General features: G+C 60.7%; 25 protein-coding genes and 1 tRNA gene. 11 read left to right on the top strand and 15 right to left on the bottom strand.

Translation table 11 applies throughout. From position 1 onward, the window contains the following. Positions 1 to 47 precede the first annotated feature (47 nt). From D0N36_RS08925 to D0N36_RS08935, 3 genes are all read right to left on the bottom strand, one after another. Positions 48 to 995, bottom strand: a complete 948-nt coding sequence (locus tag D0N36_RS08925; RefSeq protein WP_116941140.1) for a PfkB family carbohydrate kinase — start codon at positions 993 to 995, stop codon at positions 48 to 50. A 161-nt stretch (positions 996 to 1156) separates the two neighbouring features. Next, positions 1157 to 1230 (bottom strand) — tRNA-His (locus D0N36_RS08930). 131 nt (positions 1231 to 1361) lie between these two features. Further along, positions 1362 to 1850, bottom strand: a complete 489-nt coding sequence (locus D0N36_RS08935) for a hypothetical protein (protein ID WP_116941054.1) — start codon at positions 1848 to 1850, stop codon at positions 1362 to 1364. Between the two features lie 94 nt (positions 1851 to 1944). Between D0N36_RS08935 and D0N36_RS08940 the strand changes: the two genes are divergently transcribed. After that, entirely contained in the window at positions 1945 to 3378 is a 1434-nt protein-coding gene (locus D0N36_RS08940; protein ID WP_116941055.1) for a DEAD/DEAH box helicase, read from the top strand. A 100-nt stretch (positions 3379 to 3478) separates the two neighbouring features. On the opposite strand, the gene D0N36_RS08945 is transcribed toward D0N36_RS08940, so the two are convergent. The 3 genes from D0N36_RS08945 to D0N36_RS08955 form a co-directional block, all read right to left on the bottom strand. After that, on the bottom strand, positions 3479 to 3928 hold the full coding sequence (locus D0N36_RS08945) for a hypothetical protein (protein ID WP_116941056.1): 450 nt from the start codon (positions 3926 to 3928) through the stop codon (positions 3479 to 3481). 194 nt (positions 3929 to 4122) lie between these two features. Then, positions 4123 to 4821 (bottom strand): uracil phosphoribosyltransferase, encoded by a 699-nt coding sequence (gene upp, locus D0N36_RS08950; RefSeq protein ID WP_116941057.1) that lies wholly within the window; start codon positions 4819 to 4821, stop codon positions 4123 to 4125. Further along, a complete protein-coding gene (locus D0N36_RS08955) occupies positions 4809 to 5675 on the bottom strand; it encodes a GNAT family N-acetyltransferase (protein WP_116941058.1) in 867 nt (288 codons plus the stop codon). Before D0N36_RS08955 ends, upp begins: the two co-directional genes overlap by 13 nt. Positions 5676 to 5909: 234 nt before the next feature. On the opposite strand from D0N36_RS08955, the gene D0N36_RS08960 reads away from it, so the two are divergent. Next, a complete protein-coding gene (locus D0N36_RS08960; protein ID WP_116941059.1) occupies positions 5910 to 7787 on the top strand; it encodes a hypothetical protein in 1878 nt (625 codons plus the stop codon). A 109-nt stretch (positions 7788 to 7896) separates the two neighbouring features. Continuing rightward, positions 7897 to 8289, top strand: coding sequence for a hypothetical protein (locus tag D0N36_RS08965; protein WP_242478855.1), 393 nt, complete (start codon positions 7897 to 7899; stop codon positions 8287 to 8289). A 76-nt stretch (positions 8290 to 8365) separates the two neighbouring features. On the opposite strand, the gene D0N36_RS08970 is transcribed toward D0N36_RS08965, so the two are convergent. Next, positions 8366 to 8809, bottom strand: a complete 444-nt coding sequence (locus tag D0N36_RS08970) for a QcrA and Rieske domain-containing protein (RefSeq protein ID WP_116941060.1) — start codon at positions 8807 to 8809, stop codon at positions 8366 to 8368. 129 nt (positions 8810 to 8938) lie between these two features. On the opposite strand from D0N36_RS08970, the gene D0N36_RS08975 reads away from it, so the two are divergent. The 4 genes from D0N36_RS08975 to D0N36_RS08990 all read left to right on the top strand — a co-directional run bounded on the left by D0N36_RS08975 (position 8939) and on the right by D0N36_RS08990 (position 13373). Beyond that, positions 8939 to 10786, top strand: coding sequence for an ABC transporter ATP-binding protein (locus tag D0N36_RS08975; RefSeq protein WP_116941061.1), 1848 nt, complete (start codon positions 8939 to 8941; stop codon positions 10784 to 10786). Between the two features lie 130 nt (positions 10787 to 10916). Beyond that, on the top strand, positions 10917 to 11357 hold the full coding sequence (locus D0N36_RS08980; RefSeq protein WP_116941062.1) for a hypothetical protein: 441 nt from the start codon (positions 10917 to 10919) through the stop codon (positions 11355 to 11357). Between the two features lie 12 nt (positions 11358 to 11369). Further along, positions 11370 to 11990 (top strand): D-sedoheptulose 7-phosphate isomerase, encoded by a 621-nt coding sequence (gene lpcA, locus D0N36_RS08985; protein ID WP_116941142.1) that lies wholly within the window; start codon positions 11370 to 11372, stop codon positions 11988 to 11990. 159 nt (positions 11991 to 12149) lie between these two features. Further along, positions 12150 to 13373: a glycosyltransferase family 4 protein gene (locus D0N36_RS08990; protein ID WP_116941063.1), complete on the top strand. Its 1224-nt coding sequence runs from the start codon at positions 12150 to 12152 to the stop codon at positions 13371 to 13373. Positions 13374 to 13408: 35 nt separating this feature from the next. Here the strand turns inward: D0N36_RS08990 and nth are convergent, their stop codons facing one another. The 5 genes from nth to D0N36_RS09015 all read right to left on the bottom strand — a co-directional run bounded on the left by nth (position 13409) and on the right by D0N36_RS09015 (position 15973). Next, on the bottom strand, positions 13409 to 14110 hold the full coding sequence (nth, locus tag D0N36_RS08995; protein ID WP_116941064.1) for an endonuclease III: 702 nt from the start codon (positions 14108 to 14110) through the stop codon (positions 13409 to 13411). Positions 14111 to 14233: 123 nt separating this feature from the next. After that, positions 14234 to 14425 (bottom strand): hypothetical protein, encoded by a 192-nt coding sequence (locus D0N36_RS09000; protein WP_190242590.1) that lies wholly within the window; start codon positions 14423 to 14425, stop codon positions 14234 to 14236. Beyond that, positions 14403 to 15038 carry an RNA polymerase sigma factor gene (locus D0N36_RS09005; protein WP_116941143.1) on the bottom strand — a complete coding sequence of 212 codons (636 nt, stop codon included), beginning with the start codon at positions 15036 to 15038 and terminating at the stop codon, positions 14403 to 14405. Before D0N36_RS09005 ends, D0N36_RS09000 begins: the two co-directional genes overlap by 23 nt. 360 nt (positions 15039 to 15398) lie before the next feature. Then, complete coding sequence (locus D0N36_RS09010; RefSeq protein ID WP_116941066.1) at positions 15399 to 15737, bottom strand: hypothetical protein; 339 nt, start codon at positions 15735 to 15737, stop codon at positions 15399 to 15401. Beyond that, entirely contained in the window at positions 15722 to 15973 is a 252-nt protein-coding gene (locus D0N36_RS09015; RefSeq protein WP_116941067.1) for a hypothetical protein, read from the bottom strand. Before D0N36_RS09015 ends, D0N36_RS09010 begins: the two co-directional genes overlap by 16 nt. Before the next feature lie 198 nt (positions 15974 to 16171). On the opposite strand from D0N36_RS09015, the gene D0N36_RS09020 reads away from it, so the two are divergent. Beyond that, positions 16172 to 17452 (top strand): MFS transporter, encoded by a 1281-nt coding sequence (locus D0N36_RS09020; protein WP_116941068.1) that lies wholly within the window; start codon positions 16172 to 16174, stop codon positions 17450 to 17452. 88 nt (positions 17453 to 17540) lie between these two features. On the opposite strand, the gene D0N36_RS09025 is transcribed toward D0N36_RS09020, so the two are convergent. The 3 genes from D0N36_RS09025 to D0N36_RS09035 all read right to left on the bottom strand — a co-directional run bounded on the left by D0N36_RS09025 (position 17541) and on the right by D0N36_RS09035 (position 21242). Further along, positions 17541 to 19001, bottom strand: coding sequence for an alpha/beta hydrolase family protein (locus tag D0N36_RS09025; protein ID WP_190242591.1), 1461 nt, complete (start codon positions 18999 to 19001; stop codon positions 17541 to 17543). Positions 19002 to 19347: 346 nt separating this feature from the next. Further along, the gene (locus tag D0N36_RS09030) at positions 19348 to 20322 is read right to left on the bottom strand and encodes a hypothetical protein (protein ID WP_147320808.1); all 975 of its coding nucleotides are present in this window, start codon (positions 20320 to 20322) and stop codon (positions 19348 to 19350) included. Positions 20323 to 20966: 644 nt separating this feature from the next. After that, positions 20967 to 21242: a redox-active disulfide protein 2 gene (locus D0N36_RS09035; RefSeq protein WP_190242592.1), complete on the bottom strand. Its 276-nt coding sequence runs from the start codon at positions 21240 to 21242 to the stop codon at positions 20967 to 20969. A gap of 226 nt (positions 21243 to 21468) precedes the next feature. On the opposite strand from D0N36_RS09035, the gene uvrA reads away from it, so the two are divergent. From uvrA to tpiA, 3 genes are all read left to right on the top strand, one after another. After that, positions 21469 to 24336: an excinuclease ABC subunit UvrA gene (uvrA, locus tag D0N36_RS09040; RefSeq protein WP_116941072.1), complete on the top strand. Its 2868-nt coding sequence runs from the start codon at positions 21469 to 21471 to the stop codon at positions 24334 to 24336. Positions 24337 to 24508: 172 nt separating this feature from the next. Beyond that, a complete protein-coding gene (locus tag D0N36_RS09045; RefSeq protein WP_116941073.1) occupies positions 24509 to 25303 on the top strand; it encodes a tryptophan-rich sensory protein in 795 nt (264 codons plus the stop codon). A gap of 153 nt (positions 25304 to 25456) precedes the next feature. Continuing rightward, positions 25457 to 26224: a triose-phosphate isomerase gene (gene tpiA, locus D0N36_RS09050; RefSeq protein WP_116941074.1), complete on the top strand. Its 768-nt coding sequence runs from the start codon at positions 25457 to 25459 to the stop codon at positions 26222 to 26224. Positions 26225 to 26243: the final 19 nt, after the last annotated feature.

Genomic DNA, 26243 nt, shown 5'->3' on the forward strand with positions numbered 1-26243 from the left:
CCAGCTGGCCAACGCGACGCTTCAGATACAATAAGTCGTAGCGGCTTTTAACCCTGCGACACAGCCATAGCGGGCTGCACGGCCACGAGGTCGGCAAAAAGCTGCTCGCGGGCCTCAATTTCCTCCTGGCTCAGGTTGAGCAGGCGCTCGGTGCCGAACTTCTCGACGCAAAACGAAGCCATGGCCGAACCGTGCACAACGGCCCGCTTCATGTTCTCGAAGCTGATGTCGTCGGTGGCGGCCAGGTGGCCGATGAAGCCACCCGCGAAGGTGTCACCGGCGCCGGTTGGGTCGAATACTTCCTCCAGCGGCAGGGCCGGGGCGTAGAACACGTGGTTGGTGTTGCCCTTACGGTGGAACAGCAGCGCACCGTGCTCGCCCTTCTTGATGATGAGGTATTTCGGACCCATGGCCATAATCACGTTGGCGGCCTTCACCAGCGAGTGCTCGCCCGAAAGCTGGCGGGCTTCCTCGTCGTTGATGCTGAGCACGTCCACCATCTCAATGGTCGTTTTCAGCTCGTCCAGGGCAATATCCATCCAGAAATTCATCGTGTCCATCACGATGAGCTTGGGGCGGTTGACGAGGCGCTGAATCACGAGGCGCTGGACCTGGGGCGAGAGGTTGCCTAGCATCAGGTACTTGCAATCCTGGTAGGAGTCGGGCAGCACCGGGTCGAAATCGGCCAGCACGTTGAGCTCGGTCACCAGGGTTTCGCGCGAGTTCAGGTCGTTGGAGTACTTGCCCGACCAGAAGAACGACTTCTCGCCCTCCTTGATCTGCAGGCCTTCGGTATCGACACCGTGCTCCTGGAGCAGCAGGATATCCGACTGCGGGAAGTCGTCGCCGACGACGGCCACAATTTTCACCGGCTTTACCGAGTACGAAGCCGACAGGCCGATGTAGGTAGCCGCGCCGCCCACGATTTTGTCGGTTTTGCCGAAGGGCGTTTCCAGGGCGTCGAAGGCCACCGTGCCGATAATTACCAGACTCATAGAGCAGAAGAGAAAAAAGGGTTCGTAGGTGAAGTTACACTGGCCGGCCAACAGCCGACGGGCCAAAATCGTCCCGCCAACGGCCGCAAAGGCCCCGAGCTAACCTGTGGTGACAAAGAAAAAAGGCCTCTACCAGAGCGGAGAGGCCTTTTTTCAGGATGGGTAAATAATGGGGCTCGAACCCACGACCTTCGGAATCACAATCCGACGCTCTAACCAGCTGAGCTATATCTACCGTGTTGGGTGTTGATGCCACAAAAGTAGCGTACTGTGGCGGATTGCCAAAGGTTTCGCGCACTTTTTTTGCGTTGTGAACCAAGTGCCGTGCTTCTACTGGCTTAGGCCCCATACTTCGTAGACCGGAAATCAAACCGCCAGCGCCCCAAATAGCAGCCAGGCCAGTAAGCCATAAGCCAGCATGGCCAGCACCAACGCCCCCAAACACAGGAGCACCCGCGTCGGCAGGCTTCTCTCGCTCCGCATGATGCCGATGTTGGTGTAGGCGGCGAATCCGCCGACCCCACCGCCCAGTATACCGCCGCTGAACACCAGAAGCAGCGGCAGCGCGGCTACAATGTACTCCCAGACTTGCAGGGGCTTGGCCAGCACTAGTGGCTGGCCATCCACTTTCACCTCTGGCACGGTGTCATAAACGATATTTTTCAGGCTTAGCTGCCGATGCGTACCATCGGGCATTAGCACGGTAAAAACCTGAACTTGGTCGAAGAGCCCTTTTTTTGGTTCCTTGATCAGTTCTCGCTCATTGGCATAAAGGCGGTTACGACCGGTTAAAAGGGAGCGTTCCAGCCGCAGTTCGGGGCTATTAGGCTCGTCGAGCAGAAAATTAAGCGTCATTGGAAAGGATGAGGAGTGATGGAGCGGTGGCTCTAAGCTAGCGCAAACTTTCCGCGAATTGGAAGCCGTACCTTTGCAGCTTACAACCCGTACCATGTCCGATTCGCCCGCGCCCGTTTCCTTTGCCGATTTCAAGCTTAATAAGCAGCTGCTGACGGCCGTGGCCGAGGCAGGCTTCACCGAGCCCACGCCCGTGCAGGTGCAAACCATTCCGCTGCTGCTGGCCGGCCACGACGTGCTGGGTATTGCCCAGACGGGCACCGGAAAAACGGCTGCTTTCGGCCTGCCGCTGCTCATGAAGGTGAAATACGCCCAGGGCATCCATCCGCGGGCGCTGATTATGGCTCCTACCCGCGAGCTGGCCATGCAGCTGGAAAAGCACCTGCAGCGCCTGGCCACCCACACCGACCTGCGCATTTTCGCCATCTACGGCGGCCTAGGACCTAAAACCCAGATTGAAACCATTGCCCAAGGCGTCGACATCCTCATCGCAACGCCCGGCCGCCTGATGGAGCTATACATGAAAGGCTCGCTGGTGCTCAAGGAGCTGAAAACGCTGGTGCTCGACGAGGCCGACAAGATGATGGACATGGGCTTCATGCCCCAGATTCGGCGGCTGCTGGAGGTTATTCCGCGCAAGCGCCAGAACGTGCTGTTCTCGGCCACCATGCCCGATAAGGTGACCACCCTGAGCGAGGAGTTCCTGGAGTTTCCGGTGCGGGTGGAGGTGACGCCAGCCGCCACCTCGGCCCAGAACGTGACCCAGAGCCTCTACGAGGTACCCAACCTCATCACCAAAATCAACCTACTGGAGTACCTGTTTCTCGACTGGGACACTTTCCACCGGGTGATGATTTTCACCCGCTCGAAGGCCAACGCCGAGAACGTGGCCAGCTTCCTGGCGCGCAAGGGCCACGGCGAGGTGCGGGCTATCCACGGCAACAAGGGCCAGAACACCCGCATCAACGCTATGGAGGGCTTTAAGGCCGGCGAGGTGCGCTTTCTGGTGGCTACCGATGTGGCGTCGCGCGGCATTGATGTGCCCGAGGTCAGCCACGTTATCAACTTCGATGTGCCGCTGATTTACGACGACTACGTGCACCGCATCGGGCGCACGGGCCGGGCCCAGCATACCGGCGCGGCCATTACGTTTGCCAACGAGGCCGAAATGCACCACATGCAGCGCATCGAGGAGCTAATTCGCCAGCCTATTCCGCTACTACCGCTGCCGCCCGAGGTGAAAGTGGTGCCGACCTCATTCGAGGAGCAGCAGGAAATGGACCGCGAAAAGGATGAGCGTCGTCAGCGCGAAGACCCCACGTTCAAAGGGGCTTTCCACGAGCGGCAGGAATGGTTGAAGCCCGGCGTAACCATCGATAAGCGCACGGGCCGCGAGTACGTGGCCCAGCCAACCCGCAGCCAGAAGGGCAGCAAGGTGAGCCCCGGCAAGGGCCGCGGCTCCTCCCCCGGCGCCAAAGCCCTCAACGCCGCCAAGGGCCGCGTCGAAAACAAGCGCAAGCGGCGGTAAAACAGTGCTGTCATTCTAAATGGCGAAGGACCGGAACAGAAGCTACCATCAAAATGGCTTCCGTTCCGGTCCTTCGCCGTTTTAGAATGATAAGGTTTACCTAATGAAAGATAGGTAGGTGGCTGAAGCGCACGACCAGCATTGTGAGGGCGAAGCCCCAGAATACGGCGCTCCAGGTCATGTGCAGCAGGATGCGCCAGCGCGGCACATGCAGCTGGGTGGCAATGACGGTGCCGCCGATGGGACTGAACAGTATCGGCGTCAGGAAGGCAATGCCAATCATGCCGAAGCGGCGGTAGATGCGCACGATGGTGCGGGTACGGCGGCTGAACAGCGGCTTGCCCTTCTCCAGCCGCCGGCGCCGCATGTGCAGCGCCCAGGCTTTTCCGACACCCGAAATCAGGATTACCGTCGTCATCATACCGGCCACCGTGAGGGCCCAGGTAACGGCCACCGGCAGGCCCGCCGCCACGCCCGTAATGGGCGCGCCGATGAACTTGAACATGCCGAAAGCAAAAACGGCGGCGTATTTCAGCAGGACTGGAAGCAAGTCTTTAAGCTATTAGCTGACAGCTGTTAGCTGTTAGCTTCTGTTTGGTAGAATTCGGTTTCGCGGAGAGCCATCATTAATGGCAATTCACCCACTCTTGGATGCGGGGTAGTTGTCCAACGCGCTTGGCGTGAAGAACTGTTCAATAGAACAAAAGCTATTAGCCAACAGCTGTCAGCTAACAGCTCCCAACATCACAGTTTACTGCCGTACGATAGGTCGCCGGCGTCGCCCAGGCCGGGCACGATGTAAGCCTGCTCGTTGAGGTCGTCGTCGAGGGCGGCCAGCCAGAGCGTGGCTTCGGGCACTTCGCGCGTGACGTACTCCACGCCCTGGGGCGAGGCAATAACGGCCGCAATGTACACCTGCCGGGGCGTGCCGAAGCGCAGCATGGCCCGGTAGGTCTGCACCAAGCTCTTGCCCGAGGCCAGCATGGGGTCCACCAGAATCAGCACCCGCCCGTCGAGGCTGGGGGCCGAGAGGTAGTCAACCTGCACCTGCACCTGGGCCGTGCCCTCGATGCGGTAGGCCGCCACAAACGCCGAGGGCGACTGGTCGAAATAGTTAAGGAAGCCCTGGTGAAACGGCAGGCCGGCCCGTAGCACGGTGGCCAGCACCGGGAAATCGGACAGGTGCATGCTGCTGGATTCGCCCAGCGGGGTGCGCACGGTTTTGGTGGTAAAATCGAGGCCGGCGCTGATGTTGTAGGCCATAATTTCGCCCAGCCGCTGCAGGTTGCGGCGGAAGCGGAGCGAGTCTTTTTGCACGTCTACGTCGCGCAGCTCGGCTAGGAAGTGGTTGGCAATGGAAGGCTGGGCGCACAGAATCCGCACGCGGGCGTTGGCGTGGGCGGCGGCAGTAGAATCGGCGGAGTTGGGTGTTAGGGCATCCATTGCAGGTACCAGGGGCGTTGGGAGGTGAACGATAAGGCCGCGTACGGGACGGGCGCGGCCCCGAAGTTGGCGAAAAAACGAGCAATGGCCGGCAGCATCCCGCCCTCGAAATCGAGTACCAGCCCCGGCGTGCCGGCGTGGCGGCGGATGGTATCGTCGAGCAACAGCAGCGGCGCGGCGGCTTTTTTGCCCTCATCAGAAGCCGCCGCGAACAAATAAATCAGGCGGCTCCGGTAGCGCACGAACAGGGCTCCGGCCAGCAGGGTGCCGGTTTCGGGCTGGCGCACGGCCCGGGCTTCGAGCAGCTGCCGGCTTTGCAGTTCGGCCAGCAGCCGGCGCAGGCGGGCGTAGTGGCGCGGGCGCAGGCCGGCGGCGGGGCCCTTTGTTTGCTGGAACAGCGCCAGCAGCGGCTCGGTATCGGGCAGTTCGATTACTATAAGCGGCGCGGCGGCGGCTTCGTGGCGCAGCAGGCGGCGGCGGTAGTCGGCGCAGTAGTCGGCCCGCAGGATTTCGTAGGCGGGGCTGAGGTCGAGCTGGTAGGTCTGCCGGGTTTCAACAGCGAACTGGCTGGGCGCGGCGGGCAGGCCGTTGGCCTCGTTGAGCTGGGTGTAGAAGCGGGCGTAGCGCTGGGTCAGCTGGGTTACTTCGGGACCGATGGTCGGGGCGCTTTCGGCGCAGGAAACCAGGCCCAGCTGCTGGGTGAAGGGCGGCTGATACACCTGCCGCCCGCCCGGCCGCCACTTCGTGGGCAGCGGCCAGACGCTGAGGTAGCGGCCGGTTTCGGGCTCGATTTGCACCAGCGCCTCCCAGCGGCCGGCCGTGGCCCGCAGCCACCAGCTATGCGCGTACGGCACCGGCTGCGCGCCCCGGCCACGCAGGCATCCCAGGCAGGCAGGTCGAGTTCCGAAAAGCGCAGCAGACGAAACGGGGGCATGGGGCAAAGGTAGGCGGTGGGAGATGAGTGAAGGAGGGATTTGGTTAACGAGCCAACCGTTCTGGCATTTACTCCTTCACTGAATCTTTCACCCACTGAAACTCCGTAGTTTTGTCTCCCCGCCAACCAGCTCCGGCGTCGCGGGCTTCAGCTTATGAAAAACACCTACCTGCTGCTGCCGTTGTTGGCGCTGCTGGCGGCCCCGGCTGCCGCCCAGGACACGCCCTCCACCCGCCCCACCGACGGCCAGGGCAACTGGCTCATATACGACCAGCCACCCAAGCCCGCCGAGCCCTACAACCCGGCGTTGGATGGGCCGCAGGTGGGCCGGGGCGCCAAAACCACGATGGGCACCACCTACGTGCCGCTCGACAACGACATCTACCGGCTCATCGACCGTTACGCCATCCTGCACGGCTCCGATGAGCTGGGCGAGATTCATACGTCGGTGCGGCCCTACACCCGCACGGCTGTGGCCCGGCTGGCCGAGCGCATGCTGGCCGACTCCAGTGCCGGCCTCTCGGTCCAGGACCGCTTCAATGCACGCTATTTCCTGCGCGACAACTGGCACGACACCCGGCTCGACTCGACCATCAATGCCCGGCCCGACCCGTTTCTGAACGTACTATACCAGCGCTACTCCGATTTGTACAGCGTGGAAACGCCCGAATTCTCGTTGCGCGTGAATCCGGTGGCGGGCCTGAGCCTGGGCAATAACGATGGGGCCAAAAACTACTCCTTCCTCAATACCCGGGGCGTGCAGGTAGAAGGTACCGTGGATCAGCGGCTGGGCTTCTATGCCTTTCTGGCCGACAACCAGATGGCCGTGCCGTTCTACGTGCAGGAGCGCGTGGAGCGCGACCGGGCCGTGCCCCACGAGGGCTTCTGGAAACCGTTTAAAACCACGCCCGGCCAGTACGATTTCCTCTCGGCCCGCGGCTACGTAACCTACGCCGCCGGCCGCCACGTGAGCCTGCAGCTGGGCCACGACCGCAACCAGATCGGCAACGGCTACCGCAGCCTCATCCTGTCGGACTACTCCTCGCCCTACCTGTTTCTGAAGGTGCAGACGCGGGTCTGGAAGTTCAAGTACCAGAACCTGTTCGCCCAGCTCATCACCGACCCCTCGGACAAGGACGCCGCCTACGACCGCAAGTTCCTGGCCATGCACCACCTGAGCCTCGACGTAATGCCCAACCTCAACATTGGCCTGTTCGAAAGCATCCTGTCAAGCTCGCGGCGCACCGATTCGGTAGTAGTAAATGGCCGGGTGCAGACACAACAGCGTAATACGTTCGAGTTGCAGTACCTCAACCCGATTATTTTTTACCGCGCCATTGAGCAGAGCGTGGGCTCGGCCGACGGCAACGCCCTGCTGGGCCTCGATTTCAAGTGGAACATCAAGAAGCGGGTGCAGGTCTATGGCCAGATCGTGCTCGATGAGTTCGTGCTGAGCCAGATCCGGTCCGGCAGCGGCTGGTGGGCCAACAAGCAGGCCGCCCAGCTGGGGGCCAAGTACATTAATGTGGCGGGCATCAAGAACTTCGATCTGCAGGGCGAATTCAACTTTATCCGGCCTTTCACCTACCAAGCCATCGACAAGTACCGCGACTATCAGCACGCCGCCCAGCCGCTGGCCCACCCGATGGGCGCCAACCTTTGGGAGCTGATTGGCATTGCCAGCTACCAGCCCCTGCCTCGCCTGCACGTAGTGGGCAAAGGCTTTTTGGTGAAGCAGGGCCTCGACCCCATCGATCAGAATTACGGCTCCAACGTGCTGCTGCCCTACACCACTCGCCCCGCCGAGTTCGGCTTCAAGGTGGGCAGCGGCATTACCTCCTACCTGCTGCACACCGACCTGACGGCCTCGTACCAGGCCGCCCACAACCTGTTCCTCGACGGTAAGCTCGTCTACCGTCACCGCACCTTCAGCGGCGACGCGCCTGCCCCCGCTTACTACACGGCCGACGGCGGCGCCCTGGCTTCCATCGCCCTGCGTTGGAACATTGCCCAGCGCCTGCACGAGTTTTAGGTCAAGGATTTAGAAAGGAACGTCATGCTGAGCTTGCCGAAGCATCTCTACCGCTTCGTTGCAACCGTCGGGGTTAGCATTGCGGTAGAGATGCTTCGGCAAGCTCAGCATGACGGTTCTGTTTTCACCTATTTACCCCAACATGCGCCACGACCCAGCCACGCTGCTGCTTTACCGGCCCGTCAATCAGGCCGAGCTGGATTTGATTGCGGCTTCTGACTGGCTGGCATTTCCGCCGCGCCTGCCAGAGCAGCCGATTTTCTATCCCGTACTCAACGAGCAGTACGCCGCCCAGATAGCCCGCGACTGGAACGTGCCCTACTACAGCGTGGGCTACGTGCTGCGCTTCGCCATCGATGCCGATTACGCCGCCCAGTTTCCGGTGCAAAACGTGGGTGGCCGGGAGCACGACGAGCTGTGGGTGCCGGCCGGGGAACTGGCCGAGTTCAACCGCCAGCTAGTGGGCCGCATTGAGGTCATCAGTATTTTCGGGGCTGACTGATCTGCCGTTGCCGCCTGCCACAAAGCCCCGCCGGTTGCGCACCGACGGGGCTTTATGCATCTTAACACCACAATTCTCAACCCGTAATACGGAGCGAGTTGCCGGTTTGCGCTACGGTGTACTGCTTAAGTGAGGCGGGCGGCGGGCCGGCCAGCACGGTACCGGTGCTGCTGTAGGTGCCGCCGTGCCGGGGGCACTGCACCTGGTTTGTACTGCTGTTGAAGCTGAGCGTCACGCCCTCGTGGGTACAGCTGGCCTGCAATGCCACGTAGGCCCCGGCGCTGGTTTTGGCCACCAGTACCTGGTTGCCGGCCCCGTACACGAAGCCCGTTCCGGCCGCCAGCTGGGCATTGGCCGGAGCGGTGAGGTCGAGCGTGAAATCGATGCTACCGGGCGTTGGGGGCGGGGTCGAGCCGCCGCCGGGTCTTACGCTGTCGTCTTTACCGCAGCTGTGCAGGGTGCCGGTGGCCGCGGCGGCCGTACCCAATACGCACAGCTGAATGAAGTCCTTACGATTCATATCTGGAAGGGAAAAACTGACGGGTAACTCACGCCAGGACAGCGTAGCTGCCCGCCCTGGGGAAGATACGGTTAACTATTAGGTTTTGGACTTGGCTGATCGCCGGATACCTTACCTTTGCGGCAGCCCATGAAAACCTACCTCCGCATTCTGCAATACGCCCGGCCCTGGGCGGCCTTTCTGCCGCAATACCTGCTGTACACCCTATTGACAACGATTTTTGGGCTGGCCAACTTCACCCTGATTATTCCGCTGCTTCAGGTTCTGTTCGAAAAAACCGATCAGGTTCCCGCCCAGGCCCCCAGCCAGCTACCCGCTTTCCATCTCAGCCTCGACTGGGTGAAAGACACGTTCAATTACTTCTTTGCCGACGTGCTGGCCACGCAGGGCACCATGGGTGCCCTGACCTTTGTGTGCATTATCGTAGTAGTATCGGTGCTGATGAGCAACCTGTTTCGCTACCTGAGCTTGCGGTTGCTGGCTAAGGTTCGGGCCCGCGTCATCAGCAACCTGCGCCACGATTTGTACCGCCGTATTCTGCAGCTGCAGTTGGGCTACTTTGCCGGCGAGCGGAAGGGTGATTTGATGTCGCGCTTCACGGCCGACGTGCAGGAAGTGGAATCGTCGGTGGTGAATACCATGACGGCCGTAATTCAGGAGCCGCTCAAGATTATTGCCTTTTTCGTGGTACTGTTCTACATGTCGGTGCCCCTGACGCTGTTTACCCTGATTCTGTTACCGATTTCGGGCATCCTGATTGCGGGTGTGGCTAAACGACTGCGCCACCAGGCCAAGCAAAGCCAAAGTACGCTTGGCTCCATGTTGTCGGTAATTGACGAAACGTTGGGCGGTATTCGCGTGATAAAAGCCTTCAACGCCCAGCAGTATATCGAGGGCAAGTTCGAAGAGCAAAACGACCAGTACGCCCGCACCTCGCGCCGTATCGACAACACCCGCGACTTGGCATCACCTTTCTCAGAATTTGCGGGGGTGGCCGTGGTGGCGGGGCTGCTGTACTTCGGCGGCACCCTGATTCTGGGCGGCCAATCCAGCCTGACGGGTGAAACCTTTATCGGCTACGTGGTGCTGTTTTCGCAGGTGCTCACGCCGGCCAAAGCCCTGTCGTCGTCGTTCGGCAACATTCAGCGCGGGCTGGTGGCCGGCGAGCGGGTGCTGAGCATCATCGACACCGAGCCGCTGATTCGCGACCGGCCCAACGCGCAGGTACTGCCGCCCTTCCAGAACCGCATCGAGTTGCGCAACCTGCGCTTCGGCTACGGCGAAGCCACGGTGCTCGACGACATCAGCCTGACGATTGAAAAAGGTAAAACGGTGGCCCTGGTAGGGCCCAGCGGCGGCGGCAAAAGTACGCTGGCCGACCTGCTGCCCCGTTTCTACGACCCTACCGGCGGCCAGCTGCTCATCGATGGCCTCGACGTGCGCGACTGCACCATTCATTCGGTGCGCGACCAGATGGGCATCGTCACGCAGGAAAGCATTCTGTTCAACGACACCATTTTCAACAACATCCGCTTCAACACCGAGGCCACCGAGGTGGAGGTAATAGAGGCCGCCCGCATCGCCAACGCCCACGAATTCATCGTGGCCACGCCCGAGGGCTACCAGACCGTTATCGGCGACCGGGGCTCGCGCCTTTCGGGCGGCCAGCGGCAGCGTCTGAGCATTGCGCGGGCTATTCTGCGCAATCCGCCCATTCTTGTTCTCGATGAAGCCACTTCGGCCCTCGACACCGAGAGCGAGCAGCTGGTGCAGCAGGCCCTCACGCGCCTCATGCAAAACCGCACCAGCCTCGTAATTGCCCACCGCCTGAGCACCGTGCAGCACGCCGACGAAATTATCGTGCTTCAACACGGCCGCATTGTGGAGCGCGGCACCCACGAGCAGCTGCTGCGCCAGCCGGGCGGCCTCTACCAGCGCCTCAACACGATGCAGGCTGCCGGCGGCGACCCGATTTAGCGCCCCTAAAATCTACCCAAGCTCAACCATAGAATTTTCGCTGCTTATTTGTAAAATGCTATATTTAGTCCGCCTATTCGTTTTAACCGTATGAATAGACCGCCTTTCTCTTCTGCTTTACCTTTGTGATATGCTTGCTCTCAAACGTCTGGTTACTATTCTGGTCATGATTTTTCTGGTGCTGGCGCTGCTGGTGCTGCTGCTGCCCTCGGTACAGACCAGCTTCGTGGGCATGGCTGGCTCGGCGGAAAGCCTTTATTACACGCTGCTGGCGGTGGCCGTAGTGCTGCTAAGCCTGCACTTGCTCACCGAAAACCTCGACAGCACCCTGCTGCGCCGCGAAATGGCCGCTTCCGACCGCAAAATCAACGAGCTAAAAGCCCGCCTCTACGACAATCAGCTGGAGCAGCAGCGCGCTGGTGAGCGTCCGCCTGTTTCGCCCCGCACTGGCGTAACCACCTACCCCGACCAGCCGCTGTATCCGCAGTCGGACCCCAGCCTGAGCAACGTGCCGATGCAACAGCCCAACACCATTATCCCGCCCGCCGACGACAGTTCCCGGCCGTTATAAGTGTTTTATTCCGTGAATTCCTCCCCTTCGCTTACCGAGCAAATTCGCGCCGAGCTGACTGAGGCGCAGACCGTGCTAACCCAGTTCGTGCAGAACCCGGCCAACCTGGCCGCCATCGAGCAGGCGGCCCGCCTGATGGCTGGCTCGTTGCGAGGAGGCGGAAAAATCCTAACCTGCGGCAACGGCGGCTCGCTCTGCGACGCCCAGCACTTTGCCGAGGAGCTCACCGGCCGCTACCGCCAGAACCGCCCCGCATTAGCCGCAATTGCCCTCACCGAAGCCTCGCACATGAGCTGCGTGGCCAATGATTTCGGCTACGAGTACGTCTTCAGCCGCTATGTGGAGGCTCTGGGCCGCCCCGGCGACGTCCTGCTGGCCATCAGCACCAGCGGCAACTCGCCCAACATTCTGCGCGCTGCCGAAGCCGCCCGCGCCGCCGGCATGCGCGTAGTGAGCCTCACGGGCAAAGACGGCGGCCTGCTGGCCGGCCTGAGCGACGTGGAAATCCGCCCCCCGCACACCGGCTACGCCGACCGGATTCAGGAAATCCACATCAAGGCCATCCACATCATGATTCTGCTGATCGAGCAGCTGGTAGCCGAGCCGGCTGGCGGCGAGCAAGGGATGAAATAAAAAGAACGTCATTCAGAGCGAAGCGAAGAACCTGGCGTGCAATAGTAATCTAAAAGCCAGGTTACTATTGCACGCCAGATTCCTCGCTTCGCTCTGAATGACGTTCTTTTGCCAGCAGAGAAGCTATCAGCTAATAGCTACGGGCTAACAGCTCAACCCATGCATATTGCCGTTTTCAGCCAGTACCACACCAATCCCGACTGCCCGGCTACCAGCCGGCACTACTCGCTGCTGGCCCGGCTGGCCCAAACGCACCGCATCACGCTCATTACCACCCGCACCTGGGAGCCGCAGCGCCTGACCCACGAGTTTCCGTGGGTGCCGCCTGGTGTGGAGCTGCACGCCGCCAACATTGCCTACGAGAACCGCATGGGCGTGGCCCGGCGCGGGCTGGCCTTCGCGCAGTACGCGGCCTACGCCGTGCGTGAGGGCCTGCGCATCGATAGGCCCGATGTTATCTGGGGCATCAGTACGCCGCTTACGGCCGCCTGGGCTGCGGCGCAGGTGGCGCGGTGGCGGCGGGTTCCCTGGGTGTTCGAGGTGCAGGATTTGTGGCCCGAATTCCCGATTGCCATGGGCGCCGTGCCCAGCCCGCTGGCCCGACGGGCGCTCTACGGGTTCGAAGGCCGGCTCTACCAGCAGGCGCGGGCCATCGTCACGCTCTCGCCCGATATGAGCCGCCACGTCCGCCATATCGGCCAGGCCGCCGGCTCACGCTGGCCCTTCGACCCGGCCAAAGTACACACCAGCCTAAATGGCACCGACCTGGAACTGGCCGCCCGCGCCACTGATGCAGCCGTGGCCACGTTGCGCCGCGAGCAGCAGTTGGAGGGCAAGCGCGTGATTCTGTACGCCGGCACCTTCGGGCGGGCCAACGCCATTCCGCTGCTGCTGGCCGCCGCCGAGGCGCTGGCCGCCACTCAGCCCGATGTGGTGTGGCTGTTTATGGGCCTGGGGTTTTATGCCGAGGAGCTGGCCGCCGCCGCCCGCCGTAGCCCCAATATCCGGGTGGTGCCGCCGCAGCCGCGCCACGCGGTATTCACCTGGTTTCGGCTGGCGGAGGTGTCGGTGGCACCCTTTCTTGGTCTGCCGGTGCTCAATTCCAACTCGCCGGCCAAGTTCTACGACAGCTTGGCTGTGGGCACCCCGGTTATCGTAACCAATACGGGCTGGACGCGGGCGTTGGTGGAGCGCCACGGCTGCGGCTGGTACTCGCCCGCCGACGATGCCCCGGCGCTGACCCGGCTACTGACAGAACTGCTGGCTCAGCCGGCGCAGCTACAAGCCGCCGGAGCACGGGGCCAGGAGTTGGCCGCTGCCGAGTTCGACCGCCAGCAGCTCGGTAAAACAATGCAACATATTCTGGAGCAGGCTGCTGGCTAAACCAACCAATACATGTACTCTCTAGGACTACTTATTTACTTTGTTGTACTCGATTCGTTCTTAATCTGGCCTTTAGCTGCCTTAGAAGCTGACTTGCTCACCACATCAGCGTAGTATTTGCACCACCCTGTAAGGGGGCATTGAGCACATTTGGGTTGCCGGGCTACGCACACGTAGCGGCCGTGCAGAATCAGCCAGTGGTGGGCCTTGGGGATGAGGACTTCGGGAATGTGGCGAACCAGCTCCTTCTCCACTGCCAGGGGCGTGGTGGCCGTTTTGGGCACCAGCCCCAGCCGGTGCGACACCCGGAAAACGTGCGTATCGACGGCCATAGCCGGCTGGTTGTACACCACCGACACGACCACGTTGGCCGTTTTGCGCCCCACGCCGGGCAGCCGCTGCAATTCCTCGATAGTACCGGGCACTTCGCCCCCGAAATCCTGCGCCAGCATCCGCCCCAACCCGGCCAGGTGCTTGGCCTTGTTGTTAGGGTAGGAAATGCTGCGGATAAATGGGAAGATTTCCTCAACTGAAGCCGCTGCTAAGTGCTCGGGCGTTGGGAACTGCGCCAATAGCGCGGGCGTCACCATATTCACGCGCTTATCGGTGCACTGGGCGCTGAGCACCACGGCTACTAGCAGCTCGTAGGGGTTAGCATAGGTCAGCTCGGTTTCCGGCTCCGGAAAGTGGGTGGTGAAATAGTCGATGAAATGACGGTACCGCTCGGCTTTGCGCATGGGGCAACATTACGAATAAACCCGAACACCACCGCCCCTACCGAGGCCCAAAACCGTAAAAGCCGCGCCACTGCCGGTTAAGGCAGCAGCGCGGCCAGGGCCGGCAGGGCAGGGAAAGCAGGTTTATTTTAACCGCGGAAACGTGCGGGAGTATTGCAAAATGGTGTCGGTAGTGCGGGCCGAGGGTGTGGTGCGCAACTCGTCGAGGCTGCGCTGGGCCAGCAGCAGATCGGCGCAGGTAGTCGCCAGTTCGGGGTCGTGGAGCAGGGCTTGCTCTACGTCGCGCTGCTCATCAGCCGGCAACTCGTTGTACACGTACCGGAGCAGGGTCTCTTGGGTAAAGATTTTGATCATAGAAAACGGGTTGCGCGGCCATTTTTTTCCGCAGGTTGATAAGCGCATAGCGCATCCGCCCCAGCGCTGTGTTAATGCTGACCCCCGTTGCATCGGCAATTTCCTGGAAGCTCATATCGCCATAATGACGCATGAGCAATACCTCCTTTTGCGCGGCGGGCAGCTCCTGAATCAGGCCCCGCAGCCGCTCGTGGGTTTCTTCCCGCGTAAGCATAGCCTCGGTTCCCTCTTCTGCCATCGACAACGAATTGAAGTGGTGACTTGTTGTGTCGAGGGCTACCAAAGGGCTACGTTTTTCGCGGCGGAAGCTGTCGATGGCCATATTATGGGCAATCCGGCAAATCCAGGAAGAAAATTTACCCTCTTCGTTGTAGCGCCCGCTTTTCAGGGTGTGGATAGCCTTGATGAAGGTATCCTGCAACAGGTCTTCGGCCGTGTCGGGGTCGCGCACTATCAGTTGGATAGTGGTAAACACGCGGGCCTTATGCCGCTCCAGCAGTTGGGCAAACGCCCCTTCCTGACCAGCAATGTAGAGGGAAATGAGCGCGGAATCGCTCGGCTGCGGGGTATCCATAAAGGCCATGAGTTGATAAAGACTACGAAAAAATCTTGAAACGTAGAGCTTTAAACCATAGAGCGCAGTTGGGGAACGGGGCCGGATGAAGGGTTGATGAATAACCGGCAGAATCCAAATGTAAAGAACCGTCCCGCCATTCACAATGGCCCGCCACCGAAAATGCCAAAATATTTTTCGATCTACTTATACTACTGTATTGCCCGGCGGCCATATTCCGGTGTTGCGCCTGCCGCCACCGCCGCGCCCCGGCATAACCTCACCGGCTATGGGCCGGGCACAAACAAGGCTTCCGGGCTTCACTCCAAAAAGAAGTGAAGCCCGGAAGTTCGAAAAAAACAACCCTGATAGTAGCCGGCTTTAGCGGCTCAGCTGGGCGCTTAGAGCCTGGATTTCCTTTTCCAGACCGGGCGCGGGAGTAGTGCCACCAGCCAGTGCAGCCGTGCGCTGCTCCAGTAATGCGGTTAGCTGCCGCAGCTGCGCGAGGCGGCTGGCGGTGCGCTCGAACTGCGGAACCAGCGCCGCCATGTTGGCCGCGGCCGGAATGCTGACACTGGTGGTGCTGCCGCCCGTGGCAGCCTTATCGGCGCGGGCAATAGCGGCGGGCGTGAGCATATCGTCGCGCAGCAGCACTACGTTGCCTTCCATTGTAACGGCCTGGCCGTTTTGCAGCAGCTGCCGGGTTACGCCGTTACGCACGAGCGGCCATCGGGCCGGAGCTCGAAACCGTTACCCAGCGCCAGGGTTTCGGTGAGGCGGGTTTGCTGGCCCCCGAGCAGCCGGTAGGTCTGGCCGGCGCGGCGGAAGGCCCCATCCTTGAGCTGGGTAGCAGCCGGGAAGGCCTCCAAAGCGGTTTGGGCATGGGCGGCAAAGGCAGGAGGCAGGAGCAGGCCGGCTGCCAGAAACAGGCGGGGCAGAAAATGGGCGTTGGGCATAGCAGACGAAGAATTGATAGATAGTAAACGGTATTCTGCCCCGGAAGATACGGGTACGGCTGGGTTTTGGGTTGCCGGCCGCGAAGTAGCGCAAAATCCGGGCCCGGGTTGCCGACTTCAGCTACTTGGCTCCGATGACACCGCCCAAAATACGGCGCGTACCTTTGCCCGGCCGTCGTTTTTCCGGCTGTTTGCTCTATGCCCTCCCCCGCTTCCGGCACCGCCCGGCACGACCCTTACGCCGCGCTGCGGCTGCCGGATTTCCGCCGCTACCTGCTGGCCCGCATCAGCCTCACGCTGGCCACCCGCATTATGGGCCTGGTTATCGGCTGGCAGATTTTCAAGCTCACCAACGACCCGCTGGCCCTGGGCCTGATTGGCCTGGCCGAGGCCGTGCCCAGCATCGGCGTGTCGCTCTACGCCGGCCACGTTGCCGACTCGGTGAATCGCAAAAATATTATAGTAGCCACGGTGGGCGGGCTGCTGCTGTGCGCGGTGGCCCTGTGGCTGCTGGCTTCGCCGGCCGGTGGGCAGCTGTTGTCCCGCGACGCATTTTACACGCTGCCGCTGTACGCCGTCATCTTTGTAAGTGGCATTGCCCGGGGCTTTATGGGGCCGGCTACGTTCTCGTTTATGCCCCAGCTGCTACCCGGCCGCGAGCATCTGGCCAACGCCATTACCTGGAACAGCACCACCTGGCAGGCCGCCTCAGTAGTAGGCCCCGCCATCGGGGGCTACCTGATTGCCCATCTGGGCATTGCGTCTGCCTACCTTACAGCCACAGTGCTGCTGGCAGTAGCCCTACTCCTGTTTGCCGGCATTGCGCCACGGCCACTGCCTGCGCCGGTGGGGGCCAAAGAAGACCTTAAGACCAGCGTACTCAGCGGCATCCGCTTTATTTGGGGCAACCAGCTGATTATGGCCGCTATTTCGCTCGATTTGTTTGCCGTGCTGTTTGGCGGGGCGGTGGCGCTGCTGCCGGTTTTTGCGGTCGATATTCTGAAGGTGGGGGCCGCCGGACTGGGCCACTTGGAGGCTGCCCCCGCCGTGGGTTCGGTGCTGATGGCCACGCTGCTCACCTACTTCCCGCTGCGCCGCCACGCCGGCCGTAAGCTGCTGTGGGCCGTGGCTGGTTTCGGGCTGGCTACTATCGGCTTCGCGCTATCCACCAACATCTGGCTCTCGCTGGTGCTGCTGTTCTTCACCGGCGTCTTCGATTCGGTGTCGGTTATCGTGCGCTCCACGCTACTGCACACCTTCACGCCCGAGCACATCAAGGGGCGAGTATCGGCCGTCAACAACATCTTCATCGGCTCTTCCAACGAAATCGGCTCCTTCGAGTCGGGCGCGGCGGCCCGCCTGATGGGCACGGTTACCTCGGTGGTGTTTGGCGGCACCATGACGCTGATAGTCGTAGGTCTGACGGCCCTGAAAGCCGATAAGCTGCGCCGGCTGGATATGACGCCCGTGAAGGAGTAAAGGCGGTTATATAGTAAGGACCAGGAGCCCGTCATGCTTCAACAAGCGGACGCCAGATGAAGCATGACGGGCTTCTTTCTTTACCGTGCTACCGGCTTACTTTCCCACCGCCACCGCTGCTATTGCCTTTTACCAACTGCTTTTTCGGCTGCTCGCCGGTAGTAGGAGCCGGTTGGGGGCGCTCAGTTTTGCGGAACACCCACTCCCTGATTTCGTCCAGGGCTTTGGGCGAGAACACGGGCTGCGGATCGCCATTTACCACCGGCCAGGCCTTCATGGGGGGCTGAAACCAGTGGTTGACGCCCGGCAGGCGCAGGGCTCTTGCGGCGCTGTTCTTCAGACCCTTTTTCAGGGGAGGAAGGTTCTGGCTCGTGGCTACCTGCAAATCGTCGGTGCCGCCGAGCAGCAGTATGGGGCACTTCACGGCCGACAGCGTGCGTAGCGGATCGAAATCGAGGAAGTAGCGCGACCAGGGCGAGGTAAGCTGCACGGCTCGGGCGCGGGCCATGTGCGGGTCGAGGTCGGTGTTATGGAAGCGCAACAGGGCCGCCACCTTGCCGCGGGCCTGGTTGTCGTTAGGCGTCTGGCGGATGATGCGAATCATCTCCTGGTTCAGGTTGAGAGCCGCCTTCACCTGGGCGGGGTTCGAGCCAATGAGGCGCATAATCTCCAGCTGTTGCCGCCTGATTATATCGCGGCCCGGTACGCCGTAGGGCGCCAGCGCTACCACGAAGGCCGGGGCAGCCGGGGTAGGCTCGGCCGCCGCCATTAGTGCCACGTTGGCCCCTTCGCCGTGCCCGAGCAGGCCCAGGTAGCGCGTATCGAGCAAGCGGCGGGTGCGCAGAAATACCAGCGCCGCCTGCGCGTCGCTCACCACATCGGCGGTGGTGGTGTTGAAGTGGCTGCCCTGTGACTGGCCCACGCCCCGGTCATCAAACCGCAACACGGCAATGCCGCGGCGGGTGAGGTGGTCGGCCAGCGAACCGAACAGGCGGTAGTCCTGTTCGGTCACGTCGCGGTCGTGGGGGCCCGAATCGGAGAGCAGCACCACGGCCGGAAACGGGCCTGGACCGGCGGGCGTGGTGAGCGTGCCGGCCAGCCGGATTTGAGCCTCTTTGTTATAAAAGCTGACTGCCTCTTCGCGGTAGGGCGGCGTGAGACGGGCCTTGCCGGCTACCGCGGCGGGCTTGGGAGCTTCGAGACGGCTTAGGGTGAGGGGCGCTTTCAGGCCCGGCTGGCTCCAGGTGCCCTGCAGGGTGGTACCATTTTTCAGGATTTTACCCACGAAGCGGCTGCCCGCCTGCTCGATGCTCACTGTAACATCGAGGCCCTTTACCGTAGCCGTGGCCGGCATGCGGCTGATGCGCTGCTGGGGCGCGTCGAGGGCCGCGTAGTAGCTGCCGTTGGACAGCGGCACGATGGTGAGAATGAGTTTCAACTCGCCGCCGGGCACTTTCAGCGGCCCGGCCCACTGGCCGTTCAATTTAGGTGGTTCGGCCGCCCAAATCGGGCTAACAACCAAGCTGAACAGTAGAAAAAGGAGTAGCATCTTCTTCATAAAGTCAAATTCAAAAGTGGTTTTCTCTGCTTACAGAGGGCTAACGAATTGAAATTATAGAATTTGACGCAAATTCTCCTTATGATATTGCGCCACCAACTGCGAAGCCGCCAAATCAGCCGTTCTGGCCAAAAAAAACTTAACTCAGTGGCGTCTGCGTGCTGCTTGCATACCGGCTCGCAGAATCCGGCATGCAAGCAGCACGGCCGCGGCCTACCAGCGTGCTTTCAGGCCGGACAGCCGCAGTTTCGGGCACCAGGCTGCCCGGCAGGCACAGGCAGCGGCACCAGGAAACAGCGGTTTTGGGTAAGGCGAGTAGGGAAGCGAGTGACAGCCCTTAAAAAGCAATGGCCGCTACTGCCGTATCGGGGAGCAGCCGGAGCACATGCAGGGCGTTGGCCACGCAGCTGGCCGCGCTGTAATTGGTGTGGATATAAAGCGGCCGGCCGTGCAGGGTGGTTTCCTTGTAGCCGATTCCATCCTTTGGTTTGTTCCAGCTAAATAAGGAGGTCTTTTTACCCGCTTTATCGGGATGCGGAACAGGGGTTGACGGGCGCTGCTGGAGCACGTATAGGCTGAGCTGCACCAACACGTCTTTCCAGGTTTTGATGGGCACCACCGAGCCATCGGGCAACTGCAGGGTCGTGGGTTTCTGGCCGGGCGTTAAGGCCAGCGTGCGTACTTGCGCCAGCTCGACGAAAGCGGGCTTGTTGTTGGCTGCCGGGAACGGGAGCGTCGGATTGGGGCTTTTGATTGCGGCCGTTGTGCCAGTTGCCGCCGCCGGTTTTGCCACCGGCCCCGCAGGTTCAGCTGCCGGAATGCCGTGGCCGCTCTGGGCAGCATCCAGCCACTGTACCAGCTGCAGCGCAGCCTCGACGAGCGGCGTTTTCAGGAGGGAAATAGTTTCGACCGGATGGAAGTTGGAATGCCCGGGCGAGTAGTAGTGCCAGTTTATCCCGTCGGTGATGAGCAGTTTTTTGGGTTTAAGCGAAAACGCGTAGCCGATAGCGGCTCCGATGTGCCCGAGCTTATCGAGGCTTTCACCCAGCTTCTTGGCCTCTATCACCACCGAAACAGCGCCGGCAGCGTCGTAGAGCACGTAGTCCAGGGCCTGCTTAACGCCAATCGTTTTTTCGGGCTCCACCATTCGCACATCGGCCGTATCCCAACCCAGCGCCCGCAATACCGGGTCGATGAGGGCGGCGCGGGTGGCAGCCTCGTTTTTGCGTAGCAGTTGGGCGTTGGTGTCGGCGCTGGTGCGCACAGCCTGCAGAACGGTACAGAGGGCGGCTAATGGGCTAAGAGCAAACATCGAAGGATACATAACGAGGCGAGCCGCAATGTTAAGGCTTTGCGCGCTTCCCCGCTACACGGGTTCTGTGCCTTTCCTGCTGGCCTCCGCTACTCTCGCAGCAAGCTACTCCGGCCTGTAGCAGGGGCGCGGCCGCAGCTACCTCCGCTGCCTCGGCCGCCCCACCAATATTTAGGGTGAAGCTAACAATTCGATTATTGCTGCAGCAATAAGTAAACTATTTCAGAATGAAGATTCACTTGCAGAAATAGCTTTGTCATTGGCAATGATTTTTCTTCTGACGATTAATCTATTGTTGAAAAAATAAATAACAGAATACATCCATAATATACGATTCTCAATTGGTATAATAATTTTATAAACAGCTTGCTCTACGCGATATAGAGACGAAGCTGTTTAGAAAGTCCAGTTTTTTTGCTGGTTTATCATCCTGAGCTTGCGAAGGAACTGGTGAGAAGCTATTACTTGATGTTCGCTTCTCACCAGGTCCTTCGCTCCGCTCAGGATGACAGATTTTTTGACTTCCTAAACAGCTTCGACACCAAATTTTGCATTTCGTCGCTGAATGGCAGATTCTCTCAAGATTATCCTTAGCAACAACGAGACACAAAATATTGCATTTATACGATAATACACATCATTTATTAAATAGCTACATTTCTATTTCTCAATTCTATGTCAATTTCCTTTATACTATTATAGCTTATAAATAATATAGGCAGCAATCCAAGTCCAAGAAAGATAAAACTTATTCCAATTCCTCCTTTTTTGATTGCCAGAAAAACTGCCACAACAAGCAAAAAAGTTAGTACACCTCCTAACATGCCTGTAACCATTTTTGTGATTTTTCTTTTTTTAATCAATTCCTCTGTCGCTAATTCACTAAAATTTTCCTTTTTCATTTTTATCAGTGTTTTCATTATGACTGTTTTTTTTATGCTTACTGCCAACATCAGGACTACCGCTACGCCCTGCCGCGTTAACCCGAGCTAAGTACGCAAAATAGTGGCGTAATCCAAACCAACGGTGGGGCGCTTGCCGCTACTGAAGTACCAAGCTGCAGTAGCGGCAAGCAGCCGTACCTTCGCCTGCCTCAATCCGTGCCGGGCCGAAACCAAATCCGGGCGGCTCGTTGTTACTGCTTCTATGGCCGACAATTCCGCTTTGCAACTCGCCGCCCCCGCGGCCGACCCGATTGACCAGCTCGACCCCCGCGAGTTCATTCTCATCAAAAACGCGCGGGTTCACAACCTTAAAAACCTCAGCGTAGCCCTGCCGCGCAACAAATTCATCGTCGTGACCGGCCTTTCGGGTTCGGGCAAGTCATCGTTGGCGTTTGATACGCTCTATGCCGAGGGGCAGCGCATGTACGTGGAGAGCCTGAGCTCCTACGCCCGCCAGTTCCTGGGCCGCATGGACAAGCCCGACGTGGACTACATCCGGGGCATCTCGCCGGCCATTGCCATCGAGCAGAAGGTGAGCATCAAGAACAACCGCTCCACCGTCGGCACCAGCACCGAAATTTACGACTACCTCAAACTGCTGTTTGCCCGCGTGGGCCGCACCTACTCGCCCGTCAGCGGCGAGCTGGTGAAGAAAGACAACGTGGCCGATGTAGTGGACAACCTCATGCGCCTGCCCACCGATACGCGGGTGATGCTGCTGGCTCCGCTGCTGCCCTCCGAAGAGGGCCGGCCGCTGCGTAAGGAGCTGGATTTACTGCTCCAGAAAGGCTACAGCCGGGTGGTGTTGAACGGCGCAACCGCCTTCATCGAAGACCTGCTCGCCGAAGGGCAGCCTGAGCCCGCGGGCGAGATTTTCATCATGATTGACCGCACCGTCATCATTCCGAATGATGAGGACCTGGCTTTCCGGCTCGCCGACTCGGTGCAGACGGCCTTTTTTGAGGGCCACGGCAGCTTAATTGCCAGTTGCCAGCTGCCAGCAGTGGGTGAAGGCGACCAGCCCCAGCCCATTGAAAAGACCTTCTCGGATAAATTCGAGCTGGATGGGCTGGCGTTTGAGGAGCCGAGCGTGAACTTCTTCTCTTTCAATAACCCCTATGGCGCCTGCCAGACCTGCGAGGGGTTTGGCTCGGTGCTGGGCATTGACGAGGATTTGGTGATTCCCGACAAGAGCCTGACGGTGTACGAGGGGGCCATTGCGCCCTGGCGCACCGACAAGCAGAGCGAGTGGCTCAAGCCGCTTATCAAAAACGGCATCCGATTCGATTTCCCGATTCACCGGGCTTACAACGAGCTAAGCGAGGCCGAGCGGGCGCTGCTGTGGAAGGGCAACAAGTACTTCGACGGCTTGGACGACTACTTCAAGTGGGTATCGACCCAAAGCCACAAAATCCAGTATCGGGTGCTGCAAAGCCGCTACCGGGGCCGCACCACCTGCCCCGACTGCCGCGGTAGCCGCCTGCGCAAAGATGCCCAGTACGTGAAGATTGCCGACCACAGCATTACCGATCTGGTGCTGCTGCCGGTAAGCGAGGCCTTAGCCTTTTTTGACGGCCTAGACCTGCCCGAGCACGAGGCCAAAGTAGCCGAGCGGCTCGTGACGGAAATTGCGAACCGGCTGGGCTACCTCAATCGGGTGGGCCTGGGCTACCTCACGCTCAACCGGCTCAGCAGCACGCTGAGCGGCGGCGAGAGCCAGCGGATTTCGCTGGCCACTTCGCTCGGCTCGGCGCTGGTGGGCTCGATGTACATTCTCGATGAGCCCTCGATTGGCCTGCACCCCCAGGACGCCGAGCAGCTGATTGGCGTGCTGCGGTCCTTGCAGCAGCTGGGCAACACCGTGATTGTGGTGGAGCACGAGGACAAAATGATGCAGCAGGCCGACCAGATTATCGACATCGGCCCCGAGGCCGGTTCGGGCGGCGGCATCCTGCAATTCCAGGGCACCTACGCCGAAGTGCTGACTTCCGACACGTACACCGGCGAATACCTGAGCGGCCGCCGCGAAGTGGCGGTGCCCAAAACGCGCCGCCCCTGGCGCAACGCGCTGGAGCTAACGGGTGCCCGCGAGAACAACCTGAAGAACGTGAGCGTGAAGTTCCCGCTGAACGTGATGACGGTGGTTACTGGCGTATCGGGCTCGGGCAAGAGCACGCTAGTGAAGCGCATTCTGGCCCCGGCCCTACTCAAGCAGCTTGGCGGCGGCGCGGGCGAAAGCACCGGCAAGTTCGACCGCCTCACCGGCGCGGCCGGGCAGGTAACGCACGTGGAGTTCGTTGACCAGAACCCGATTGGTAAGAGCAGCCGCTCGAACCCGGTCACGTACGTGAAGGCCTACGACGCCATCCGGAGCCTGTTTGCCGACCAGCCGCTGGCCAAGGCCCGGGGCTTCAAGCCTTCGCACTTCTCGTTTAATGTGGAAGGCGGGCGCTGCGAGGTGTGCCAGGGCGAGGGCCAGGTGAAAATCGAGATGCAGTTCATGGCCGACATCTTCCTGACCTGCGAAGCCTGCGAGGGCCGCAAGTTCAAGCAGGACGTGCTCGACGTGCAGTTCCAGGGCCAGAGCATCAACGACGTGCTCGAGATGACCATCGAGGACAGCCTGGACTTCTTTAAGGAGCAAACCAAAATCATCGAGCGCCTCAAGCCGCTGGATGATGTGGGCCTGGGCTATATTCGCCTGGGGCAGTCGGCCAACACGCTGAGCGGCGGCGAGGCCCAGCGGGTGAAGCTGGCTTCATTCCTGACCAAGGGCAACACGCTGCAGAACGATAAAATCCTGTTCATCTTCGACGAGCCCAGCACCGGCCTGCACTTCCACGACATCAACAAGCTCATGCTGGCCCTCAACGCGCTGGTCGAGCAGGGTAACTCGGTGCTCATCATCGAGCACAACATGGACATCATCAAGTGCGCCGACTGGCTCATCGACCTCGGCCCCGAAGGGGGATTGAACGGCGGCCACCTGCTATTCGAAGGCACGCCCGAGCAGTTCATCAAGCTGAAAGACACGAACTCCACGGCAAAGTTTTTGGCGGAGAAGCTGTAAGCACAGCAGGACACTCGCCACATTGAACAGGTAGGGGCGGAGCTTGCCCCCGCCCGCCGCATGCACGGTTCTAATCGGGTTCCGTTCATGCGGTGGGCGGGGGCAAGCTCCGCCCCTACCTGTTCACTGTAGCCTGCGCACGGCAACCGCCGGATTTTGCGGTTATTGAAGCATGAACTCTACCGCTACTATCCCTTCCGAGGCCCTAACTTCTACCGGCCGCGCCTGGCGCTGGGCCGCTACCGCCGCTACGGTGGGCAATATCTTTCTCAACTATTGGTCGCAGGCCTACCCTTTCAACGGGCAGACCAACGCCGTAGTGTCGGGCAAATACCCCACGCCGGTTACGCCGGCCGGCTACGCGTTCAGTATCTGGGGAGTGATTTTCCTGAGTCTGCTGGCTTACTCGGTGTGGCAACTGCTGCCGGCCCAGCGCCGCAACCCGCTACCTGATTTGCTGGCCCGGCCGCTGGTGCTGGTGAATGTGCTGACTGGCATTTGGTTGGTGATATTCGCCTATGAGTTGCTGCTGCTGAGCGCGCTGGTGATGGTGGGGATTCTGGCGGCGTTGGCGCTGGCTTACGGCCGGCTGCGGCGGCAGGCCCGCTACGAGCCGGACACCGTGCCGTTGTGGGTGAACCTGCCGTTCGGGCTGTATCTGGGCTGGATTTCGGTGGCGCTGGTGGTGAATGCCACGGTGGCGCTGGGCCAGTACTGGCAGCCCGAGCCGGCCCGGGGTATCAATCTGGCCGTTATTCTGATGGGCATTGTGGCCGGACTAGCCCTGAATGTAACCGGTCGGTCCCGGGAACTGGCCTACCCGGCGGCCGTTACCTGGGGCCTGGTGGGCATCTGGGTGGCCCGCAACGGGGTGCCCGACACCCAGTTTCTGGCCGGCGCGGCGCTGCTGGCTGCGGCTGTAGTGGCCGTTGGGTCGCTGGGGTTGGTGTGGGCGGCCCGGCGCTGACCCCGCCCCACCCACTGCCCGGTGGGAGGGGTGCCAGACGCGAGTGTAACGATTCGTTTAACGCACCCCTCCCCACCGGGGAGGGGCCGGGGGTGGGGTAAGCGGGCAAGCGCTAACTTGCGGACTAATCCCACCACCCCAACCCTTTCCGCTATGCGTAAGAATATTGTGGCCGGCAACTGGAAGATGAACACCACGTTGTCTGAGGCCCAGGCCCTTATTTCCGAGATTGTGCACATGGTGCAGGACGAAACGACCGGCTCCCCGCAGGTGGAGGTAGTTGTGTGTCCGCCGTTTCCGTTTTTGCTGCCGGTGGGCAAGCTGATGCCCCAGGGCAGCAGCTTCCACCTCGGCGCGCAGAACTGCCATCAGAAAGCCAGCGGCGCGTTTACCGGCGAGGTATCGGCCGCCATGCTGCAGTCGGTGGGTTGCGAGTACGTGATTCTGGGCCACTCAGAGCGGCGGCAGTATTTTCGCGAGGACGATGAGCTGCTGAGTCAGAAGCTGAAGGCGGCGCTGGCCGCTGGCCTCAAGCCCATCTTCTGCGTGGGCGAAACGCTGGAAACCCGCGAGCAGGGCGACACTTTCTCCCACCTTGAAAAACAGCTCAAAGACGGCCTGTTCCACCTCTCCAACGAGGAGTTCGACCAGGTAACTGTGGCCTACGAGCCCATCTGGGCCATTGGCACCGGCAAAACGGCCACCACCGAGCAAGCCCAGGAGGTGCACGCCTTCATCCGCGAGCAGATTGCCCGTGCCTACGATGCCAAAGCGGCCTTGGCTACGAGCATCCTATACGGCGGCTCCTGCAACGCCCAGAATGCCCGCGAGCTGTTCAGCCAGCCCGACGTAGACGGCGGCCTCATCGGCGGCGCGGCCCTCAAGTCGCGCGACTTCACAGACATTATCAAGTCGTTTTAGTTGTTGGTGCGTGGTTGAT

This window comes from Hymenobacter lapidiphilus (assembly GCF_003417065.2).
Lineage (GTDB): Bacteria > Bacteroidota > Bacteroidia > Cytophagales > Hymenobacteraceae > Hymenobacter.

Excerpts from the sequence above, each read along its gene's own strand:
- D0N36_RS08925 (WP_116941140.1), bottom strand. The coding sequence starts at position 995 with ATGAGTCTGGTAATTATCGGCACGGTGGCCTTCGACGCCCTGGAAACG.
- D0N36_RS08935 (WP_116941054.1), bottom strand. The coding sequence starts at position 1,850 with ATGACGCTTAATTTTCTGCTCGACGAGCCTAATAGCCCCGAACTGCGG.
- D0N36_RS08940 (WP_116941055.1), top strand. The coding sequence starts at position 1,945 with ATGTCCGATTCGCCCGCGCCCGTTTCCTTTGCCGATTTCAAGCTTAAT.
- upp (WP_116941057.1), bottom strand. The coding sequence starts at position 4,821 with ATGGATGCCCTAACACCCAACTCCGCCGATTCTACTGCCGCCGCCCAC.
- D0N36_RS08960 (WP_116941059.1), top strand. The coding sequence starts at position 5,910 with ATGAAAAACACCTACCTGCTGCTGCCGTTGTTGGCGCTGCTGGCGGCC.
- D0N36_RS08965 (WP_242478855.1), top strand. The coding sequence starts at position 7,897 with ATGACGGTTCTGTTTTCACCTATTTACCCCAACATGCGCCACGACCCA.
- D0N36_RS08970 (WP_116941060.1), bottom strand. The coding sequence starts at position 8,809 with ATGAATCGTAAGGACTTCATTCAGCTGTGCGTATTGGGTACGGCCGCC.
- D0N36_RS08975 (WP_116941061.1), top strand. The coding sequence starts at position 8,939 with ATGAAAACCTACCTCCGCATTCTGCAATACGCCCGGCCCTGGGCGGCC.
- D0N36_RS08980 (WP_116941062.1), top strand. The coding sequence starts at position 10,917 with ATGCTTGCTCTCAAACGTCTGGTTACTATTCTGGTCATGATTTTTCTG.
- D0N36_RS08990 (WP_116941063.1), top strand. The coding sequence starts at position 12,150 with ATGCATATTGCCGTTTTCAGCCAGTACCACACCAATCCCGACTGCCCG.
- nth (WP_116941064.1), bottom strand. The coding sequence starts at position 14,110 with ATGCGCAAAGCCGAGCGGTACCGTCATTTCATCGACTATTTCACCACC.
- D0N36_RS09005 (WP_116941143.1), bottom strand. The coding sequence starts at position 15,038 with ATGGATACCCCGCAGCCGAGCGATTCCGCGCTCATTTCCCTCTACATT.
- D0N36_RS09015 (WP_116941067.1), bottom strand. The coding sequence starts at position 15,973 with ATGCCCAACGCCCATTTTCTGCCCCGCCTGTTTCTGGCAGCCGGCCTG.
- D0N36_RS09020 (WP_116941068.1), top strand. The coding sequence starts at position 16,172 with ATGCCCTCCCCCGCTTCCGGCACCGCCCGGCACGACCCTTACGCCGCG.
- D0N36_RS09025 (WP_190242591.1), bottom strand. The coding sequence starts at position 19,001 with ATGCTACTCCTTTTTCTACTGTTCAGCTTGGTTGTTAGCCCGATTTGG.
- D0N36_RS09030 (WP_147320808.1), bottom strand. The coding sequence starts at position 20,322 with ATGTTTGCTCTTAGCCCATTAGCCGCCCTCTGTACCGTTCTGCAGGCT.
- D0N36_RS09035 (WP_190242592.1), bottom strand. The coding sequence starts at position 21,242 with ATGAAAACACTGATAAAAATGAAAAAGGAAAATTTTAGTGAATTAGCG.
- uvrA (WP_116941072.1), top strand. The coding sequence starts at position 21,469 with ATGGCCGACAATTCCGCTTTGCAACTCGCCGCCCCCGCGGCCGACCCG.
- D0N36_RS09045 (WP_116941073.1), top strand. The coding sequence starts at position 24,509 with ATGAACTCTACCGCTACTATCCCTTCCGAGGCCCTAACTTCTACCGGC.
- tpiA (WP_116941074.1), top strand. The coding sequence starts at position 25,457 with ATGCGTAAGAATATTGTGGCCGGCAACTGGAAGATGAACACCACGTTG.